This is a genomic window from Streptomyces sp. NPDC087845 (assembly GCF_044742755.1).
GTDB lineage: Bacteria > Actinomycetota > Actinomycetes > Streptomycetales > Streptomycetaceae > Streptomyces.
In genome coordinates, this window is record NZ_JBIUVC010000012.1 from 222921 (window position 1) to 240631 (window position 17711).

The 17711-nt window shown below is 70.3% G+C and carries 19 protein-coding genes and 1 pseudogene; 10 read left to right on the top strand and 10 right to left on the bottom strand.

Features of this window, described 5'->3' with window-relative positions; translation table 11 throughout:
• Positions 1 to 26: 26 nt before the first annotated feature.
• Positions 27 to 1517 (top strand): LVIVD repeat-containing protein, encoded by a 1491-nt coding sequence (locus ACIOMQ_RS28975; protein ID WP_402191028.1) that lies wholly within the window; start codon positions 27 to 29, stop codon positions 1515 to 1517.
• A 141-nt stretch (positions 1518 to 1658) separates the two neighbouring features.
• Here the strand turns inward: ACIOMQ_RS28975 and ACIOMQ_RS28980 are convergent, their stop codons facing one another.
• The 7 genes from ACIOMQ_RS28980 to ACIOMQ_RS29010 all read right to left on the bottom strand — a co-directional run bounded on the left by ACIOMQ_RS28980 (position 1659) and on the right by ACIOMQ_RS29010 (position 7390).
• Positions 1659 to 1838 (bottom strand): hypothetical protein, encoded by a 180-nt coding sequence (locus ACIOMQ_RS28980; protein WP_362206637.1) that lies wholly within the window; start codon positions 1836 to 1838, stop codon positions 1659 to 1661.
• A gap of 69 nt (positions 1839 to 1907) precedes the next feature.
• The gene (locus tag ACIOMQ_RS28985) at positions 1908 to 2609 is read right to left on the bottom strand and encodes an HAD family hydrolase (protein WP_401988293.1); all 702 of its coding nucleotides are present in this window, start codon (positions 2607 to 2609) and stop codon (positions 1908 to 1910) included.
• A 19-nt stretch (positions 2610 to 2628) separates the two neighbouring features.
• On the bottom strand, positions 2629 to 3327 hold the full coding sequence (locus ACIOMQ_RS28990; RefSeq protein WP_401267128.1) for a phosphatase PAP2 family protein: 699 nt from the start codon (positions 3325 to 3327) through the stop codon (positions 2629 to 2631).
• A gap of 33 nt (positions 3328 to 3360) precedes the next feature.
• Positions 3361 to 4296, bottom strand: a complete 936-nt coding sequence (locus ACIOMQ_RS28995; RefSeq protein WP_362206640.1) for a M56 family metallopeptidase — start codon at positions 4294 to 4296, stop codon at positions 3361 to 3363.
• A gap of 86 nt (positions 4297 to 4382) precedes the next feature.
• On the bottom strand, positions 4383 to 5015 hold the full coding sequence (locus tag ACIOMQ_RS29000) for a DUF5134 domain-containing protein (protein WP_401943683.1): 633 nt from the start codon (positions 5013 to 5015) through the stop codon (positions 4383 to 4385).
• Positions 5016 to 5161: 146 nt separating this feature from the next.
• Complete coding sequence (locus tag ACIOMQ_RS29005) at positions 5162 to 5986, bottom strand: phosphoenolpyruvate hydrolase family protein (RefSeq protein WP_362206642.1); 825 nt, start codon at positions 5984 to 5986, stop codon at positions 5162 to 5164.
• A gap of 135 nt (positions 5987 to 6121) precedes the next feature.
• Complete coding sequence (locus ACIOMQ_RS29010; RefSeq protein WP_362206643.1) at positions 6122 to 7390, bottom strand: Tm-1-like ATP-binding domain-containing protein; 1269 nt, start codon at positions 7388 to 7390, stop codon at positions 6122 to 6124.
• Positions 7391 to 7495: 105 nt separating this feature from the next.
• Here ACIOMQ_RS29010 and ACIOMQ_RS29015 point away from each other — a divergent pair, with 105 nt between their 5' ends.
• Entirely contained in the window at positions 7496 to 8914 is a 1419-nt protein-coding gene (locus ACIOMQ_RS29015) for a PLP-dependent aminotransferase family protein (protein ID WP_401943689.1), read from the top strand.
• 96 nt (positions 8915 to 9010) lie between these two features.
• Here ACIOMQ_RS29015 and ACIOMQ_RS29020 read toward each other — a convergent pair whose 3' ends face one another.
• Positions 9011 to 9397, bottom strand: a complete 387-nt coding sequence (locus ACIOMQ_RS29020) for a VOC family protein (protein WP_362206645.1) — start codon at positions 9395 to 9397, stop codon at positions 9011 to 9013.
• A 242-nt stretch (positions 9398 to 9639) separates the two neighbouring features.
• Between ACIOMQ_RS29020 and ACIOMQ_RS29025 the strand changes: the two genes are divergently transcribed.
• On the top strand, positions 9640 to 10191 hold the full coding sequence (locus tag ACIOMQ_RS29025; RefSeq protein WP_362206646.1) for a GNAT family N-acetyltransferase: 552 nt from the start codon (positions 9640 to 9642) through the stop codon (positions 10189 to 10191).
• 34 nt (positions 10192 to 10225) lie between these two features.
• Here the strand turns inward: ACIOMQ_RS29025 and ACIOMQ_RS29030 are convergent, their stop codons facing one another.
• A complete protein-coding gene (locus ACIOMQ_RS29030; protein WP_362206647.1) occupies positions 10226 to 10909 on the bottom strand; it encodes a glycerophosphodiester phosphodiesterase family protein in 684 nt (227 codons plus the stop codon).
• Positions 10910 to 11185: 276 nt separating this feature from the next.
• On the opposite strand from ACIOMQ_RS29030, the gene ACIOMQ_RS29035 reads away from it, so the two are divergent.
• The 4 genes from ACIOMQ_RS29035 (at position 11186) to ACIOMQ_RS29050 (ending at position 15123) form a co-directional block, all read left to right on the top strand.
• Positions 11186 to 12583 carry a DUF6421 family protein gene (locus tag ACIOMQ_RS29035; protein WP_402191030.1) on the top strand — a complete coding sequence of 466 codons (1398 nt, stop codon included), beginning with the start codon at positions 11186 to 11188 and terminating at the stop codon, positions 12581 to 12583.
• Positions 12584 to 12609: 26 nt separating this feature from the next.
• Complete coding sequence (locus tag ACIOMQ_RS29040; protein WP_389800150.1) at positions 12610 to 13377, top strand: SDR family NAD(P)-dependent oxidoreductase; 768 nt, start codon at positions 12610 to 12612, stop codon at positions 13375 to 13377.
• On the top strand, positions 13356 to 14435 hold the full coding sequence (locus ACIOMQ_RS29045; protein WP_402191033.1) for a threonine aldolase family protein: 1080 nt from the start codon (positions 13356 to 13358) through the stop codon (positions 14433 to 14435). Before ACIOMQ_RS29040 ends, ACIOMQ_RS29045 begins: the two co-directional genes overlap by 22 nt.
• A gap of 85 nt (positions 14436 to 14520) precedes the next feature.
• Positions 14521 to 15123, top strand: a complete 603-nt coding sequence (locus tag ACIOMQ_RS29050; protein ID WP_402191035.1) for a transglutaminase domain-containing protein — start codon at positions 14521 to 14523, stop codon at positions 15121 to 15123.
• A gap of 334 nt (positions 15124 to 15457) precedes the next feature.
• On the opposite strand, the gene ACIOMQ_RS29055 is transcribed toward ACIOMQ_RS29050, so the two are convergent.
• On the bottom strand, positions 15458 to 16180 hold the full coding sequence (locus ACIOMQ_RS29055) for a lysophospholipid acyltransferase family protein (protein ID WP_362206652.1): 723 nt from the start codon (positions 16178 to 16180) through the stop codon (positions 15458 to 15460).
• A gap of 230 nt (positions 16181 to 16410) precedes the next feature.
• On the opposite strand from ACIOMQ_RS29055, the gene ACIOMQ_RS29060 reads away from it, so the two are divergent.
• The 3 genes and pseudogenes from ACIOMQ_RS29060 to ACIOMQ_RS29070 all read left to right on the top strand — a co-directional run.
• Entirely contained in the window at positions 16411 to 16725 is a 315-nt protein-coding gene (locus ACIOMQ_RS29060; RefSeq protein WP_402191041.1) for a TlpA family protein disulfide reductase, read from the top strand.
• Between the two features lie 197 nt (positions 16726 to 16922).
• Complete coding sequence (locus ACIOMQ_RS29065; RefSeq protein ID WP_401267148.1) at positions 16923 to 17429, top strand: flavin reductase family protein; 507 nt, start codon at positions 16923 to 16925, stop codon at positions 17427 to 17429.
• Positions 17430 to 17630: 201 nt separating this feature from the next.
• Positions 17631 to 17711: pseudogene (locus ACIOMQ_RS29070) on the top strand (electron transfer flavoprotein subunit beta); the annotation flags it as partial.

A 17711-nucleotide genomic window follows, 5' to 3' on the forward strand; every position in this document is an offset into this window, starting at 1 on the left:
TACGTTCGGATACATGGGAGGACGCAGTGATTTCGTTGCACACGAGCCCGGTGCGGCGCAGACGCCTGGGCGTGGCGGCAGCGGCCGCCGGCCTGCTGGCCACTCTGCTGACGGCCGGTCCCGCGGCCGCGACCCCCGACCCGGGTGACGTGGCCGCCGCCCGTACCGATGTCTCCGCCGCCCAGGAGGCCGAAGCCGCGGCCGCCATCCGGAGCGGCGGGATACCCGGCGTGGACGAGATCGTCCACAGTGACAACATCACCCACCTGGCCAACGTCCCGAAGGACGCGCTCAAGGGGCTGAACACGGACCTGGCCTTCCAGGGGAAGTACGCCTACGCCGGAAACTACGACGGTTTCCGGATCTTCGACATCAGCAATCCGAAGTCCCCGAAGACGGTCGCACAGGTCCTCTGCCCCGGCTCGCAGAACGACATCTCGGTCTCGGGGAACCTGCTCTTCCTGTCCACCGACTCCTCCCGCAGCGACAACTCCTGCACGAGCACCACCCAGCCCGCCACGGAGAAGTCGTCCTGGGAGGGCATGAAGGTCTTCGACATCAGCGACAAGCGCGACCCGAAGTACGTCGCAGCCGTCGAGACCGCCTGCGGATCGCACACCCACACGCTGGTCCCCGACCGCAAGGACGTGTACGTGTACGTCTCCTCGTACGCGCCGAGCGAGGCGTTCCCCGACTGCAAGCCGCCGCACGACGGGATCTCCGTCATCAAGGTGCCGCGCAAGGCACCCGAGAAGGCCGCGGTCGTGAACTTCCCGGTCCTCTTCCCGGACGGCGGCAACCCGGGCGCGCCGACCAATCCGGGTGTCTCCCAGACCACCGGCTGCCACGACATCACCGTGCTGCCCTCCAAGGACCTGGCCGCCGGGGCCTGCATGGGCGACGGTCTGCTGTTCTCCATCAAGGACCCGGAGAACCCGAAGATCATCGACCGGGTGCAGGACAATGTGAACTTCGCGTTCTGGCACTCCGCGACGTTCAACCAGAGCGCGGACAAGGTCGTCTTCACCGATGAGCTCGGCGGCGGTGGCGCGGCCACCTGCAACGAGGAGGTCGGCCCGAAGCGGGGCGCCGACGGCATCTACGACATCGTCGGCAGGGGAGACCACCGCAGACTGGTCTTCCGCAGCTACTTCAAGATCGACCGCCCGCAGGCCGACACCGAGGTCTGCGTCGCGCACAACGGTTCGCTGATCCCGGTCAAGGGCCGTGACGTGATGGTCCAGGCCTGGTACCAGGGCGGGGTCTCGGTGTGGGACTTCACCGATTCCTCGAAGCCGAAGGAGATCGGCTACTTCGAGCGTGGCCCCGTCAGCACGGACGAGGTCACCACGGCCGGCCCCTGGTCGGCGTACTACTACAACGGCTACATCTACTCCAACGACATCGCCAAGGGCTTCGACGTCCTGAAGCTCGACGACCGGCGGACCGACCCCGCGAAGCGGGTGCGGCTGGACGAGCTCAACGTTCAGACGCAGCCGGACTACTTCGACCGCTGATCCGGCCCGTTCCACCGCTCGACCGGCACTGCCTCGCTCCACCCCGCACCGCGTGCGTCCCGCCGGACCGATCGCGCCGCCCGGCGGGACGCGCCGCGGCCGACGTCGCCCGACATCCGCATGCGGCACGCGGCGCCGGGGTCAGGCAGCGGACCTGGCGCTCCCGCCGGTCGCCGCCGCCCACTCCACGAGCAACCGCTGGTATTGCTCCTCGTCCTCCGGGGACAGGCAGCCGCCCGAGCGCTGCCACAGGTCGCGGATCTCTTTGTTCACCACGGCAGCGGTTCGCACGGAATCGGAGGAGCGGGGAGAACAGGACATGGTTACAGGCTAAGGCCCCGATGTGACAATCCGACCCATTGCGCGTCAGGGACATCTCTCACATGTCTCTCAGGCAACGCCCTGCACCAGTCCGAGCGTCCGCAGTCCATCGGGCCGCTCCTCCACCGGCAGATGGTGCACAAAGCGTACGTCGCAGCCCAGGGCTGCCGCCCCGCCGTCTGCGCGCCGGTCGTCACCGACCATCACCACATCCGTCGGATCCTGCCCGAGAAGCGTGCAGGCGGTGTGGAAGAGCCGTGTGTCCGGCTTCTGGACGCCGTGCTCGTACGACAGCACGTAGGCGTCGATCAGCGCGTCCAGGCCGTGCGCCCGGAAGACCGGCCGCAGGTCCCAGCCGATGTTGCTGACGACGCCGATACGGGCGCCGCTGTCGCGCAGGGCGCCGAGCACCTCCGCCGCGTCCGGATACGGCCGCCAGGCGGCGGGTGATCTGTGCCGCTCGTACAACGCGTCGTAGAGCCCCGGATCCGGCAGGGCCACCTGCCGCGCCAGGCCGGTGAACGCCTCGCGGTGGTGTTCCGCGCTCTCGTCGCGGGTGGCCCACACGGAGGCGAGCCGGGCGGGAACATCGTGGGGAGGCGGGCCGCCCGGCAGCGCCCCGGCGGCCTCCAGCCCCCGCGCGTACCGTTCGAAGTCGGCCTCGCTCACCCTCACCGCCCGCTCGGCGAGGACCTCGCGCAACCAGGACCGGACCGATTCGATCCGGAAGAGGGTCCCGGAGAAGTCGAAAAGCACGCCCTTGATCTGCATGAACGCGATCCTCCCCGGTTCAGGAGCGCCGCGGCAAGACCGGTCCGCCGCGCCCCTCGTACCTGGCGAACCCGGCGATCGAGAACCCGACCAGAGCCGCCCCCAGCAGCCAGCCCCCCAGGACGTCGCTCAACCAGTGCACCCCCAGGTAGAGCCGGGTGACCCCGACCCCGATCACCGAGACCCAAGCCGCCACCAGCGCCGCCCGCCACACCCCGGTGCCCGCGCCGTGCCGGCGCAGCAGCCAGAGCAGCAGACCGCAGCTCACCGTCGCCGTCATCGCGTGACCGGACGGGAACGCCGCGTAATGCGCGGAATCCACCGGATTCGGCCACTGGGGTCGCTCCCGGCCGACTGCGGACTTCAGTCCCTGCTGCAGAAGAGCCGACAGCACGCTCGTGGCCGCGACCCACATCGCGAGTGCCCGAGCCCCGCGCCACCACAGCACCACCACGGCGACCGTGATCAGGGCGCGCATCGTCCACGGATCCCATGCCCAGTCGGTCAGGATCCGGTTGGCGTGGACGAGGCCGGGTTCGGTGACCGCCCTTCGGTGCAGGGCGTCCGCGACCGTACGGTCCAGCGTCATCAGCGGCGACCAGCGCGCGGCGACCAGGATCAGCAGGACCAGGGCGAGAGCGGCGCAGGCCACGGCCGTGTGGAAGGGGGAGGGGCGGGAGGGGCGGCGGGCCGGTGGGACCGGCGGCGAGGACGGCATGGGGTGATCTTCGCGGAAGTCCCGCGCCCCCGGCTATCCCAGCGCTCTGAGTCCCGGAAGGAAGGCCACCAGAAGCGGAACCACCGGCACCAGGGCAGCCGCCGCGGTCAGTCGGAGACGGCGGCCCGCGGTGAGCCGCTCCATCGGAGTCAGCAGCCGGTTCACCCGCAGCGGAAGCTGGGTGTCCGGCGTCGAACCGGGGCCGAACACGCCCCGGTCCTCGTTGAGTTCGACCAGGGCCAGGGCGATCGTCAGCCGGCCGAATCGCCTCGACGCCACGTCGTCCGCGGCCAGTTCGACCAGCCGGTGCATCTCGTCACGGAAGGCCGCGAACACCGGAACCTGCGGAAACCCGTTCGCGAGTGCGCCGGAACAGTGCAGCAGCCAGTCGTGGCGGGCCTTCGCGTGGCCCTGCTCGTGAGCCAGCACCGCATCCAGCTGACGGCCCTTCAGGCGACCGAGTGCCGTGGTGGTGATGACCAGTTGAGGCGCCGACCCCGGCAGCCACCAGGCACCCGGACGGTCTCCCTCCAGCACGACGAGCCGACCGCTGCCGGGCTCCTCGCCGGGCATCAGCGGGGAACGCACCAGCAATTCGGCCCGGCGCTGCCTGCGGCGGGTCCGGGCGCGATGGATCTCCCGGGTCAGCATCGCCGCCGTCCACACCCCGCCGAGCGCCAGCAGCACGGCCATGGCCGCGGACCACTGCCCGTGCCCGCCCAGCGCATACGCCTCCACCACGGCACGCGGTGCCGGTGCGAACACATGACCGCGCACCGCCTGCCAGGCCGCGGCCGCGCTGAACGTCATGGAGAGCGCGAAACAGAGCAGCACCCCGGCCACCACGCATTGCCACACCCACAGCGCGACAACGGGCTCACGCTCCGGCCATCGCGCCCGCGCCATCAGACGCGGGGTCACGACGGCGGCCAGTGCACCGAGCAACAGCAGCGCGAGGGAGACCAACATGGCGTCAGCCTATGAGCGGTGGGGTACCCACGGGTATGGCTCTGCGCGGCAAGTGATGTACGCCACGGTTTGGACCGCTCGCCGTCTCACAGGGCGAGCAGCATCGCGAACATGGCAATGCCCATGGTCAGCCGGCAGGCGAGAGCCAGCTCGGGCCGTGCGCCCCAGCCATGACCGGCCGGCCCGCCTCCGGTCGGTCCACCCCCGCGTGTCCCGCCTCCGGCCGGTCCGCCACCGCCCGCCGCGGCGGCCACCGGTATCAACCGGCTCCCCGACCTCAGTACATAGGCGGCGTAGTACGCCAGCAGCAGTCCGGTCAGCAGGGGGAGGCCCCCGGCCGTCGCCGCGACACCGTGGCCCGCGTGTCCGCCGTGCTCACCGTGGGCCCCGCCGCCGCCCGGTGCCATCGTCACCGCCATGTACACCATCGCCGACGATCCGACCAGATGGTGCAGATGGTGGGCGCTGCGCCGGGAGAACCACAGCGCGCGCAAGGAGGCAAGGCCGAACAGCACCGCGTACACCGCCCACCCCCACTCCGGTGGTGTCACGACGGCAGCCGGCACCGCCATGGCGGCCATACCGAAACCCATCAGCGCCTCCGCACGCGCCGCCCTGCGCTCCTCCCCGGTTTCGCTGCGCGTGCGAAGCAGGCAGTACGCGCCCGTCACCCCGCACAACGCCATGAGCAACCAGCCGGACACCACCGGTCCGTGCACAGCGCACCTCCCCCTGGACGTACGACGTCGGTCCCCCCTGGTCGATGCCCGGGCCGGGGCCGTCGTACGCGGCGCACTGAGGTACAGGGGAGCGCGCGGGGGGAGTGTTTCCCGCCGCGCGCTCCCCTGCACCCGCTTCGGCCCGGTCAGCCGAGCGTGAGGGACTTGAAGGCGCGTGCCTGGTCGGTGATGGCGCGTTCGGTGGGGAGGCGTTCCATGGACGAGGCACCGAAGAAGCCGGCGATCCCCGAGGTGTGCGCCAGGACGTAGCGGGCGTCCTCGGGCTCGGCGATCGGTCCGCCGTGGCAGAGCACGATGATGTCGGGGTTGACGCGTTTGGCGGCGTCGTGCATCTCCTGCACGGCCGTCGCGGCCTGATCGAGGGTGAGCGCGGTGGAGGCGCCGATGGATCCCTTGGTGGTCAGCCCGACATGGGGTACGAGGACGTCCGCGCCGGCCCGCGCCATGTCGGCGGCCTGCTCGGGGTCGAAGACGTAGGGCGCGGTCAGCAGGTCGCGTTCGTGGGCCTGGCGGATCATGTCGATCTCCAGGCCGAAGCCCATACCGGTCTCTTCCAGATTCTCGCGGAACCTGCCGTCGTACAGACCGACCGTGGGGAAGTTCTGTACGCCGGTGAACCCGACGGCCTTCAACTGGTCGAGGAAGTTGCCCATGATCCGGAAAGGATCGGTCCCGCATACTCCGGCGAGTACGGGGACGTCGCGGACAACGGGGAGAACCTCGCCGGCCATGTCCAGCACGATGGCGTTGGCGTCGCCGTACGGCAGCAGGCCCGCCAGCGAGCCCCGGCCGGCCATGCGGTAGCGGCCGGAGTTGTAGATGATCAGCAGGTCGACGCCGCCGGCCTCCGCGCACTTGGCGGACAGGCCGGTGCCTGCGCCTGCGCCGATGACGGCCTTGCCCGCGCTGACCTGGGCGGTCAGGCGTGCCAGGGCTTGATTGCGGTTCACGGAAGGACTCCTGTTCGGTGGGTGCGTGACTCGGACGCGGTGCGGCTCGGCGGTTGGGTGGTTCGGGTGCCGTGCGGCTCGGGGGTTGTACGGCTCGGACGCCGACGGGGGTGCGTGACCTGGAAGGGGCCCGGCTCAGACGGTGCCGGACTCGGAGACCGCGTGCGAACGGTCATGAGCGGTGATCAGCCGGTGAAGGTGGTCGGCGGCGGCCGCGGCGAAGGCCGGGTCGTTCAGATGGGCGTCGATCTCGCGCAGCTCGACAGCGCTGCCCTCCAGGGCGGTGCGCAGGGCCGCCAGCCCGGCCGCGTCGGCTTCCGGGTCGCGGAACGGGCCGTCCGGCGCGTCCACGGCGGAGACGCCGCCCAGCGGCCAGAAGACCGCCGCCGGGCCGCGCGCCGAGGCGAGCTTCCGTCCCATGAGGGTGCCGAGCTCCGCCATCTCGTCGGCCGTGGTGCGCATCAGGGTGACGGTGGGGTTGTGCACGAGGAGCCGACGTTCGGCGAAGCGCTCCGGGACGGTTTCCGCGGCGCCGAAGTTGACCATGTCCAGCGCGCCGGGCGCGACGACCTGCGCGAGGCCGGCCCGCCCTGCCGCGGTGAGCCGGTCGGGCCCGGCGCTGAGCACACCACCGATCAGATCGTCCGCGAGTTCGGTGGTGGTCAGGTCCAGCACACCGGCGAGGAACCCGCCGGCGGCGAGCTTCTCCAGAGCCTGGCCGCCCGCCCCCGTGGCGTGGAAGACCAGTACCTCGTAACCCAGCTCTTCCAGGCGCTGCCGGGCGGCGTCGACCGCGGGCGTGGTGACACCGAACATGCTGGCGGCGACCAGCGGCCGGCCACCGGGGTGCGGAAGGTTCACGCTCCGCTCGCGGTGGACGGCCATTCCCGCTGCCGCCGCCACCGCGTTCCCCAGGATCTGGGACGACACGGAATTGATGCCCGCGACATCGACCACGCTGTACATCATGGTGATATCGCTGCTGCCCACGTACGGCGACACATCCCCGCTGGCCATGGTGGACACCAGCAGCTTCGGGACGCCGACGGGCAGCGCCTGCATGGCACGGGCGGCGATGAACGACCCACCGCTGCCGGCCACCGCCAGCACCGCGTGCAGCCGGTCCTCCCGGAGCAGGTCGCCGACGACCAGTTCGACGCCTTCCGCCATGGCGGCCACTGCCGCACCCCGGTCCCCGGCGGCGCGCAGCGCCTCCAGGTCGTGCCCGGCGCGGGCCGCGACGGCGGCGGCGTCGACGTCACCCGCGGGGGTGCCCGCGGGCGGCGGCATCACCCCGGCGTCGACGAGCACGACGTCGCAGCCCGATTCGCGCAGTCGCGCCGAGAGCCACGCGTACTCCGCTCCCTTGGTGTCCAGTGTCCCGACGAGCACCACGGTCGCCATGTTCTTGCTCCTTTGCAACGGCGTTCTCCCGATCATGTGTCAGGCGACGAAGGGCGGCAAAGGCCACTTGACGGCAATTGGTCTGCGGCGGGTGATGATGGGTGCATGGACCGGATTCCTCCCACCCGCCTGTCGCGTCTGCTGACCGGATGGTCCAAGGGCGGCGCGGAGGCGATGCCGCAGCTGCTTGCGGAGGCGCTGCGCGAGTTGACGCAACGGGGAGACGTCGCCCCCGGCACCGTGCTCCCCTCGCAGCGGGCCCTCGCAGCGGCGCTCGGTGTCAGCCGCAGCACGGTGACGGCCGCGTACGGGCTGCTGGAGGCCGAGGGATGGCTGGAGAGCCGGCAGGGCAGCGGCTCCCGGCTGCGGGGTTCCGGGGCGGTGGGGGAGCCCGCGACCGAGGGGCGCCTGGCCAGTTTCGGGACACGGGACGGGGGCATCGACCTGTCCAGCGGTGCGCTGGACGGCCTGCCCGCGGTCGCGGCGGCGGCCGGCGCCCTGTCCGCCCGGGACCTCACCGCCGCGCTGGCGGGCGACGGGTACCTGCCGTACGGGCTGCCCGAACTGCGCGAGGGGATAGCCCAGTACCACCGCTCGGCCGGCCTGCCGACATCCCCCGAACAGATCCTGGTGACCGCCGGATCCCAGCAGGCCGTCTGGCTGATCACCCAGGGGCTGGTCGAGCCGGGTGACACCGTGATCGTGGAGGACCCGACCTACCGCGGCGCTCTTGAGGCACTGCGGGCCCGCGGCGCCCGTCTGGTCCCGCTGCCTGCGGACGCCGCGCACGGCGCCAACGCCGCCGCACTCGCGCGGCTGGCCGGCCACATCCGGCCCCGCCTCGTCTATCTGCAGCCGTCCGTCCACAACCCCACCGGGCGCAGCATGGACGAGCACACCCGCCGGGCCTGGGCCGCCGTCCTGGCGGAGCAGGGCCTGTACGCGGTGGAGGACAACGCCTACGCGGAACTGTCACTGCACCACGACTCCGCACCGGTCTCCCTCGCCGCCCAGCTGCCGCCCGCCGCCACCGCCACCATCGGCACGCTGTCCAAGCTCTTCTGGGGCGGGCTCCGGCTGGGCTGGATCCGCGCCTCCACCACCGTCATCCGCCGCCTGGCCGACATCAAGAAGTCCGTCGACCTGTCATGCCCGGTGGTGGACCAGATGCTGGCCGTGAAGCTGCTCCAGGAACTGCCCGAGGCCCGTGCCCGACGCCGCTCCCGGCTGCGTGAACGCCTGGCGGAGACCGAACGGATCCTGCGCGACCAGCGGACCGGATGGAAATGGGAACGGCCCGCGGGAGGCTCCGCCCTCTGGGTGGAGATCCCCGGCGCCGACGCCGAGGCCACCGCCCAACTGGCCCGCCGCGCGGGCGTACTGATCGTTCCCGGCCCCGCCTTCTCCGCGGTGGACGGCTTCCGCCACCACCTGCGCCTCCCGTTCGCGGACCGCGACGGCAGCCTGGAAAAGGCCCTGCCCGTGCTCGTCGACTGCGCGGAAAGAAGCCGCACCGCGCACTGAGGCGAGCCGCGCCCCGCACCGGGGGAAGCCGGGCTGCGCACTCGGACGGGCCGCGCCCCGCACCGTCGGCGCCCGCCAGGGACCACGGGACAGCCCTTAGGGGCGGTAGCGCAGCGGATGATCCGCCGGTACCTCCACCATGGCGATCCGGTGCCCGTCCGGATCGCGGATCCACATCTCGACGAGCCCCCACGGCTCGCGCACCGGCGGCCTCAGCACCTCGACGCCCCGGGCCGACACCTCCTCGTGCGCCGTCCGGACGTCCGCGACCTGCATCCACAGTTCGAGACCGGGCACCGGCGGCGTGGCAGCGCGCCCCGAGACCTCCAGGAAGCCGCCGCCGAGGAAGTAGACCGTGCCCCGCTCGGGGCCGGTGCCGAACTCCCGGTAGACGGGCAGCCCGAGGGACTCCCCGTAGAAGTTCCGTGACCGCTCGGGATCGGCCGGATGCAGCAGGATCCGACTGCTCAGCACATGAACCATGCGGCCGACCCTAAGGGTTGTCCCGTGGTCCCTGGTGGATCGGCGTGCGGCGTCGGATGCGGTGCATCGCAAGGCGGAGGGACGCCCGAGTACTGGAGGTATTCGGGCGTTCCGACAACGCGGCGAGGTGCCGTAGCCGTCGTCGCACGCCCGCCAGAGGGTACGGAGCAGCCCTTAGGCCCCGGGCGGGCGGGTTACGCTGCTCCGGCACGGCCGCAACACAGAAATGGAGAGCCACCGCCATGGACACCGCCCCTGCCCAGGACCTGGGACAGCTGACCTTCCGCGACGCTGCCGCCGCCGATGTGCCCGCGCTCGTGGCGCTCGTCGAGTCGGCGTACCGCGGGGACTCCAGCCGAACCGGATGGACCACGGAGGCGGACCTCCTGCAGGGGCAGCGCACCGACCCGGACGGTGTCCGCCAAGTCGTCGAGGCGCCCGGCAGCCGCATGCTCGTGGTGGAGCGCGACGGTGTGCTCGTCGCCTGCTGCCAGCTCGAACACCGCGGTGACGCCGCCTACTTCGGGATGTTCGCGGTCCGCCCGGAGCTGCAGGGAGCCGGTCTCGGCAAGGTGATCATCGCCGAGGCCGAGCGCACCGTCCGGGCGAGCTGGGGGGTGGCCGAGATGCACATGACCGTCATCTCGGTGCGCGAGGAGCTGATCGCCTGGTACGAGCGGCGTGGCTACCGCCGTACGGGAAAGCTCAGCCCGTTCCCGTACGGCGATGGACGTTTCGGCATCCCCCAGCGCGACGATCTCGCGTTCGAGCTCCTCGTCAAGGACCTGGCCTGATCGGGGCCGGAGTCCGGCCGGGCCGGTCCGGTGATCAGGCGGTGAAGCGGCCTGCGCGGCGGATGTCCGGGTAGTCGGTGGTCGCGCCGTCCAGCCGCAGGGCGCGTACCAGCCGCAGATGGTCCTGGGTGTTCACCACCCAGCCGATGACCTTCAGCCCTTCGGCGTGCGCCTGTTCGACCACCTCCAGGGTGAGGCGGCGGATGTTCAGCGCCAGAGTCGCCGCGCCCACCGCCTCGGCCCGCTCCACCACATCGCTCCGCCAGCGGCTCGCGATGAGCACGGTCCGTACCCCGGGCACCAGCTGGGCGATCTCGGCGACCGCCTCGTCGTGGAACGACGACACCTCGACCCGGTCGACGAGGTCGCGGCGCAGCATCACTTCGGCCAGGGCGCGGGCCGCGGCCACATCCTTGATCTCCGCCTGCACGGGGGACCGTACGGCGTCGAGCACCTCCTCGAAGACCGGCACCCGCTCGCCCTGCCCGGCATCGAGTTCGCGCAACTCGGGCAGGGTCTTCTCGGCGATCGGACCGCTGCCGTCGGTCGTGCGGTCGACCTCGGTGTCGTGCATGACGACCAGCGCGCCGTCCTTGCTCAGATGAAGATCCAATTCGATGGCGTCCATCCCGGCCCGTTCCGCGTGGACGAACGACCGCAGGGTGTTCTCCGGCTCGACGCCCATCACTCCGCGATGTCCGATGGTGAGAAAAGACAAGGCAACTCGCTTCCGTCGAGGGTGTCCTCCCGCGTGCGGTTCCTACCCACGGGGCACCACGGCACTACGGCAATGCGGCAGCCTAATGGTCCGGGCCCGGCCTGCGCCCGCCAGAACGTGCCCAACCGACGGAAGTGGTCGCAGTGGAGGTTCTGCACAGGAAGAATCGTGGTGACCATGAGGGTCGGCAGGATAATTTTCTGAGGTCCACTTGTCCGAAGGAACCGCACATGGATACGGTTGCTTAACGCGAGGTTCTCCTGTGGAGGAAGTGTTATGACGGAAATTCTTGTGCACGACGTTGCCGCAGGTGACATAGATGCGGACCGGCGGGTGATCGACCACCCCGCCTGGCCGATGCTCAAGAATGCCGTGGAGGAGATCCGCCCCTGGCAGTCGAAGGACGGTTCCATCGACTTCGACGCCGAAGGAGCGCCGTCCGGGGAGACCGCCCGCGCGACGCTGGACCGTGTGATCGCCGCGGTCGAGGAGCTCTCCCCGCTGCTCCCGCACGACGCCGCCTACCACCGTGCGCTGGTCGTGGACCTGCGTCGCTGGGCCACGGACGGCTTCGGAGTGCCGGACTTCCTCGACTCGCTGCTCGCCTTCCAGCCGGCCAGGGACCGCGTCGACGGGCTGCAGCACCTGGTCGTCTTCGCGATGTACACCCAGAACGGCAACCCGGACCGCAACCTCGAAGCGGTCGTGCTGCGCATGGTCTGGCCCGAGTGGCTGGCCGAGCTCGAAGCCACCCGCTACGACAACCCGCTGTTCTGCGGCATCACCTTCGAGGACTTCACCTCGGGCTACGACACCAACTCCGCCGTGCTCTTCCCGGAGACCGTCGCGATGCGCGAGGCCCCCGAGCGCTTCAGCTGGGGCGGGATCTTCTGCGACCGCGAGGCCGCCCGGTTCCGCCGGGTCACCGAGGCGTCGGTCGAGCTGCTCGGCGTCGAGCTGCCCGACGACATCCGGGAGATGGTCGGCGACCAGCGGCGCTGTGAGCAGGCCTTCGTCCTCTGGGACATGGTCCACGACCGGACGCACAGCCATGGCGACCTGCCGTTCGACCCCTTCATGATCAAGCAGCGCCAGCCGTTCTGGATGTACGGGCTGGAGGAACTGCGCTGCGACCTCACCGCCTTCAAGGAGGCCGTCAAGCTGGAGGCCGACGGCTTCCCGCAGGGCCGCGATGTGCAGTACGCCGTGCTGTTCGACCGGATGTTCCGCTTCCCCGTCACCGGTGAGCGCGTCCGCAACTACGACGGTCTGGGCGGCCAGCTGCTCTTCGCGTACCTCCACAAGCACGACGTGATCCGCTGGACCGACAACACGCTGAAGATCGACTGGGTACGCGCCCCGGAGGTCACCAATCAGCTCTGCGCCGAGATCGAGAAGCTCTACCGCGACGGCATCGACCGCCCCAAGCTCGTCCACTGGTTCGCCGCGTACGACCTGGTCTCCACCTATCTCGCACCGCACCCGGGCTCCCGCTGGGCCAAGGGCCCGGACGCGCTGGATCTTTCCCAGCCGCCGCGTAAGCTCGTCGACGATGTGCTTCCGGACGAGTTTCCCCTGAGCATGTTCTATGAGGCGCTCGCCAAGAAGCTGAAGAACGTGATCGCCTCGACCAAGGGGATCACCGCCGCGGATGCCGAGCGGGCAGCCGCGTGAGCGCCGGGCTTGAGGAGGCGGTGGCCATGAACGGAAACGGCAAGGGCAGCGGGAGCGGTGCTCTCGAAGGTGCCGTGGTAGCGGTCGCCGGAGCCGCGGGCCCGGCCGGACGGGCCGCACTGCTGAGGCTCGCCGAGGCCGGCGCGACCGTCGTCGCCTCCGACGCGGACGCCACCCGCCTGGCCGAGGCGGTCGACGCAGCGCGCTACGCCCACGGCGGTGCCACCGTCACCGGCGACACGGTCGATCTGCTGGATCTCGGTGCGGCCCGCGAATGGGCGGCCAAGACCGAGAAGGAATTCGGCCGGATCGACGGCCTGGTCCACCTCGTCGGCGGCTGGCGCGGCAGCGCGAGCTTCGCCGAGACCGACCTCGCCGACTGGAACCTGCTGGAGAAGCTGCTGATCCGTACGGTCCAGCACACCTCGCTGGCCTTCCAGGAGGGTCTCCAGCGCAGCGACCGCGGTCGCTATGTGCTGATCAGCGCGGCCGGGGCGAGCAAGCCCACCGCGGGAAACGCGGCCTATGCCGCGTCGAAGGCGGCGGCCGAGGCCTGGACGCTCGCGCTCGCGGACGCGTTCCGCAAGGCGGGGGGCGACGAAGGGCCGAGGACCGCGGCTGCGATCCTGGTCGTCAAGGCACTGGTGCACGACGCGATGCGCGCCGAGCGCCCGAATGCGAAATTCGCGGGCTTCACCGACGTCAAGGACCTGGCCGATGCCATCGTCGGCGTCTGGGACCGGCCCGCCCCGGAAGTGAACGGAAAGCGCCTGTGGCTGACCCCGCAACCGTAAGGACCGACGCGCGACGCCACCACGACCCACAGGTACGCGGCTTCGCCAGTGACAACTACGCGGGCACGCACCCGGAGATTCTCGCGGCCATCGCCCTGGCCAACGGCGGCCACCAGATCGCCTACGGCGAGGACGACTACACCGAGCATCTCCAGCGCGTCATGCACAGTCACTTCGGCTCCACCGCCGAAGCCTTTCCGGTCTTCAACGGAACCGGCGCCAACGTCGTCTCCCTCCAGGCGATGACCGACCGCTGGGGTGCGGTGATCTGCGCCGAGTCCGCCCACATCAACGTCGACGAGGGCGGCGCCCCGGAGCGGGTGGGTGGCCTCAAGCTGCTCACCGTGCCCACCCCGGACGGCAAGCTGACTCCCGAGCTGATCGACCGGCAGGCGTACGGCTGGGACGACGAGCACCGTGCCATGCCGCAGGTCGTCTCGATCACCCAGAACACCGAGCTGGGCACGGTCTACACACCCGGCGAGATCCGCGCCATCTGCGACCACGCCCACGGCCACGGCATGAAGGTCCACCTGGACGGGGCCCGGATAGCCAACGCCGCGGCGTCGCTGGACGTACCGATGCGTACGTTCACCAATACCGTCGGCGTCGATGTCCTGTCCTTCGGCGGAACGAAGAACGGGGCGATCTTCGGCGAAGCGGTGGTCGTCCTGAACCCGGACGCCGTCCGTGCCATGAAGCATCTGCGCAAGCTGTCGATGCAGCTCGCCTCCAAGATGCGCTTCGTCTCCGTGCAGTTGGAGGCGCTGCTCGCCGGAGACCTCTGGCTGCGCAACGCCCGGCACGCCAACGCCATGGCCCAGCGGCTCGCGGAGGGTGTGCGCGCGGTGGACGGTGTGGAGATCCTCCATCCGGTCCAGGCCAACGCCGTCTTCGCCCGGCTGCCGCACGACGTGAGCGAACGGCTGCAGAAGCGCTTCCGCTTCTACTTCTGGGACGAGGCCGCCGGTGATGTGCGCTGGATGTGCTCCTTCGACACGGCAGAGGACGATGTCGATGCATTCGTCCTCGCGCTGAAGGACGAGATGGCGAAGTGAGCCTGCCGGCGCGAGTGTGAATAGATATGCGACCGATCGGAAAAGGATTGACATCCGGTCGGTCGCATATCTACGCTCGGCGGCCATGGAGCTGATCCAGCAGGTCCCGGAGATTTCTGCCTATCTCGCAGCCGACGAGGCCATCGACCACGGGCATCCGCTGGTGCGGGAGACGGTCGCCCGTCTCCGCGGCAGTACCACCGATGCATATGCATACGCTGCTGCCGCCTACGCCTTCGTGCGTGACACCATTGCGCACTCCGCCGATTCGGGCGACATGCGGGTCGCCTGGCGCGCCTCCGACGTCCTCGCGACGCGCAACGGAATCTGCCACACCAAATCCCACGCGCTGGCCGCCCTTCTCCGTGCGGCCGGTATCCCGACCGCCTTCTGCTACCAGGCGCTCGCCGAGGACAACGGGGATCCGGGTCCCCTGCACGGGCTGATCGCGGTCCGGCTGCCCGGCCGCGATCGCTGGGACCGTCAGGACCCCCGGGGCAACAAGCCGGGCGTCGTCGACGCCCACTTCTCGCTCGACGAGGAGCGGCTGGCGTGGCCCGTGCGGCCGGAGTTCAATGAAGTGGACTACCCAGTACTCTACGCCGCACCGCATCCGGCGGTGCTGCGCAGCCTCAAGTCCGCCGAGGACCGCCCGCGGCTGTGGCGCACGCTGCCCACCGAGCTCTGAGCTCCCGTCCCGGGGCGGCAACGGCCGACGCCGCGACGGTCACCGTCTCCGACGGCGTACACACCCTCGTTCCCGGCTTCAGCCACTTCCTCGTCGGCCTCCGCAAGGGCGACGGCCCCGCCCGGCCGGCCCCGGACGCGACGCGGACACCGGCCGCATCAGCGGCACCGTGCGGCTCGTACGCGCCCCGGGCAGGGGCCGTTCCCCGGCGTCGGGAGCAGCGCGCGGACCGTGGCGCACTCCGAGCCCGGCGAAGCGGTCCGGGGCGACGGAGAGCGCGTCACCTGCCGGCGTCGCGGAGTGACGTTTCGGCCGGGGCCGTGAACCGTCCGCGTCAGCTCCTCTCGCGCACCTCGGCAGGCGTCGGAGCCGTACCGCCGAGATGCGTGGGCACCCACCAGGTGTCGCTCGCGTCCTTCGGACGTACGGGATAGGCGCGCTGGGCCGCCTCCAGGAGCTCCTGGACCCGCTCCCGCAGCCGCCGGGTGATCGCGCCCGCGTACTGGTCGGTGGGTGCCTCCACCGGCTCGCCCACCCGGATCGTCACCGGAATGTGGTTGCGCTTGAAGTTGCGCGGCCGTCCCTTGGTCCACAGCCGCTGCGTCCCCCACAGCGCCATGGGGATCAGCGGCACGCCGGCCTCCTGGGCCAGCCGGGCGGCACCCGACTTGAAGCTCTTCAGCGTGAACGACTCCGAGATGGTGGCCTCGGGGAAGACGCCGACGATCTCGCCTGAGCGCAACGAGTCGAGCGCGTGCGCATAGGCGTCCTCGCCCTGCTTGCGGTCGACGGGGATGTGCTTCATACCGCGCATCAGCGGCCCGGACACCTTGTGCCGGAAGACCGATTCCTTCGCCATGAACCGGACGAGCCGCTTCTGCGGGAGCGCCGCGAGCCCGGTGAAGATGAAGTCCAGATAACTGATGTGGTTGCTTACCAGTACCGCGCCACCGGTCTTCGGGATGTGCTCGGAACCCTGAGTGTCGATCTTCAGGTCAAGCGCCTTGAACAACGTACGAGCGGCGCCGATGACCGGTCGATAGACGAGTTCTGCCATCTGGGGAAGACCCTTCTTCAGCGCCTGGGGAGGGTTCTCCCGGCGGAAGTTACGCAGCCGTAGGTTTGCGGCATTGGGCCGATCGTGCCCCATGCGCGACGCGGTGGCCAGTCTCCGAGGGCGCGGGGCGCGAGATTCTCGTCACGTGGAACCACCGGGAATGTCTCGATGCCCGGTGGCGCTGACCCCTTGCGAAGAGCTCTGACAGGAGGCCGAAGGTGGACGGGCGGATGTACGGGGGGACGCTGGACGCGGCCCAACTCGGCGCGGAATTGGGGGAGCGGGCCACGCTGGTGCAGTTCTCCAGCGCGTTCTGCCAGCCCTGTCGGGCCACCCGGCGCACCCTTGCCGAGGTGGCGCGCATGGTGGACGGCGTCGCCCATGTGGAGATCGACGCCGAGGCGCATCTCACTCTCGTGCGCGAGCTGGAGATCAGCCGGACGCCGACCGTACTGGTCCTCGACGCCACCGGCCGCATCGTCCGCCGGGCGGCGGGGCAGCCGCGCACCGTCGACGTGGTCGCCGCGCTGGGGCAGGCGATGTGACGGACCGTGATGCATCTCCCACATTGCGGAACGCCCTTGACTGCACCGACCGTGCATCGTCAGTCTGACGCTATGCTGCCGGAACTCCTTCTCTACGGCCGGGTCCACGTGGATCTCGCCCGCAACGCGAGTGCGCGCTGTCCGGGTGCCTGAGCAACCACGGCCCCGTACGCCCATCTCCGTAGAAGGACATCTCCATGACGGCATCGCCCGAGCTCGGTACCTCCCGCACGGCATCCCCCGAACTTCTCCGCTCGGTCTTCCGGCAGCACGCCGCCGGTGTGGCAGTGATCACCGCCGCAAGTGACCGGCCGGTCGGCTTCACCGCCACCTCGCTCAACTCCGTCGCCGCCGAGCCGCCGCTGATCTCGTTCGGAGTGGGGACCTCGTCCTCCAGCTGGCCGGTCGTGGCCGAGGCCGAGCACATCGGTGTCCACATACTCGGCGAGCACCAGCAGGAACTAGCCGCCACGTTCGCCCGCAGCGGCGCCGACCGGTTCGGCCCGTCCACCTATTGGCGCAGTGGCCCCGAAGGCGTGCCGGTGCTCGACGGTGTGCTGGCCTGGCTGGTCTGCCGCGTGGTGGCCCGGATCCCGGCGGGGGACCACCGCATCGTGATCGCGGAGGCCGTGGTCGGCGACCCGGTCGGAGGCGGTCGCCCGCTGCTCTATCACCAGGGTCGTTTCACCGCCTTGCGGGACTGAGAATTCCCAAGCGGCACATGGGCGCCGTACGTTGGCCAGATCACAGTTCCAAGCGCTTGCTCATGGGTAAGGCACTGGGTGTACTGGCTAGTAATATTTCCTTCGGAGCGTCGGTCGCCCCGACCGGAAACCGCCCCATCAGGCGCCTATGCTGCGTGCAACAAGGCAGCCCAGAAATGACGATGCAGTAGGAGAGCCGGCGTGAGCTTGAGGATCGTTGTCTGTGTGAAGTACGTGCCCGACGCCACGGGTGACCGGCATTTCGCCGATGACCTGACGGTG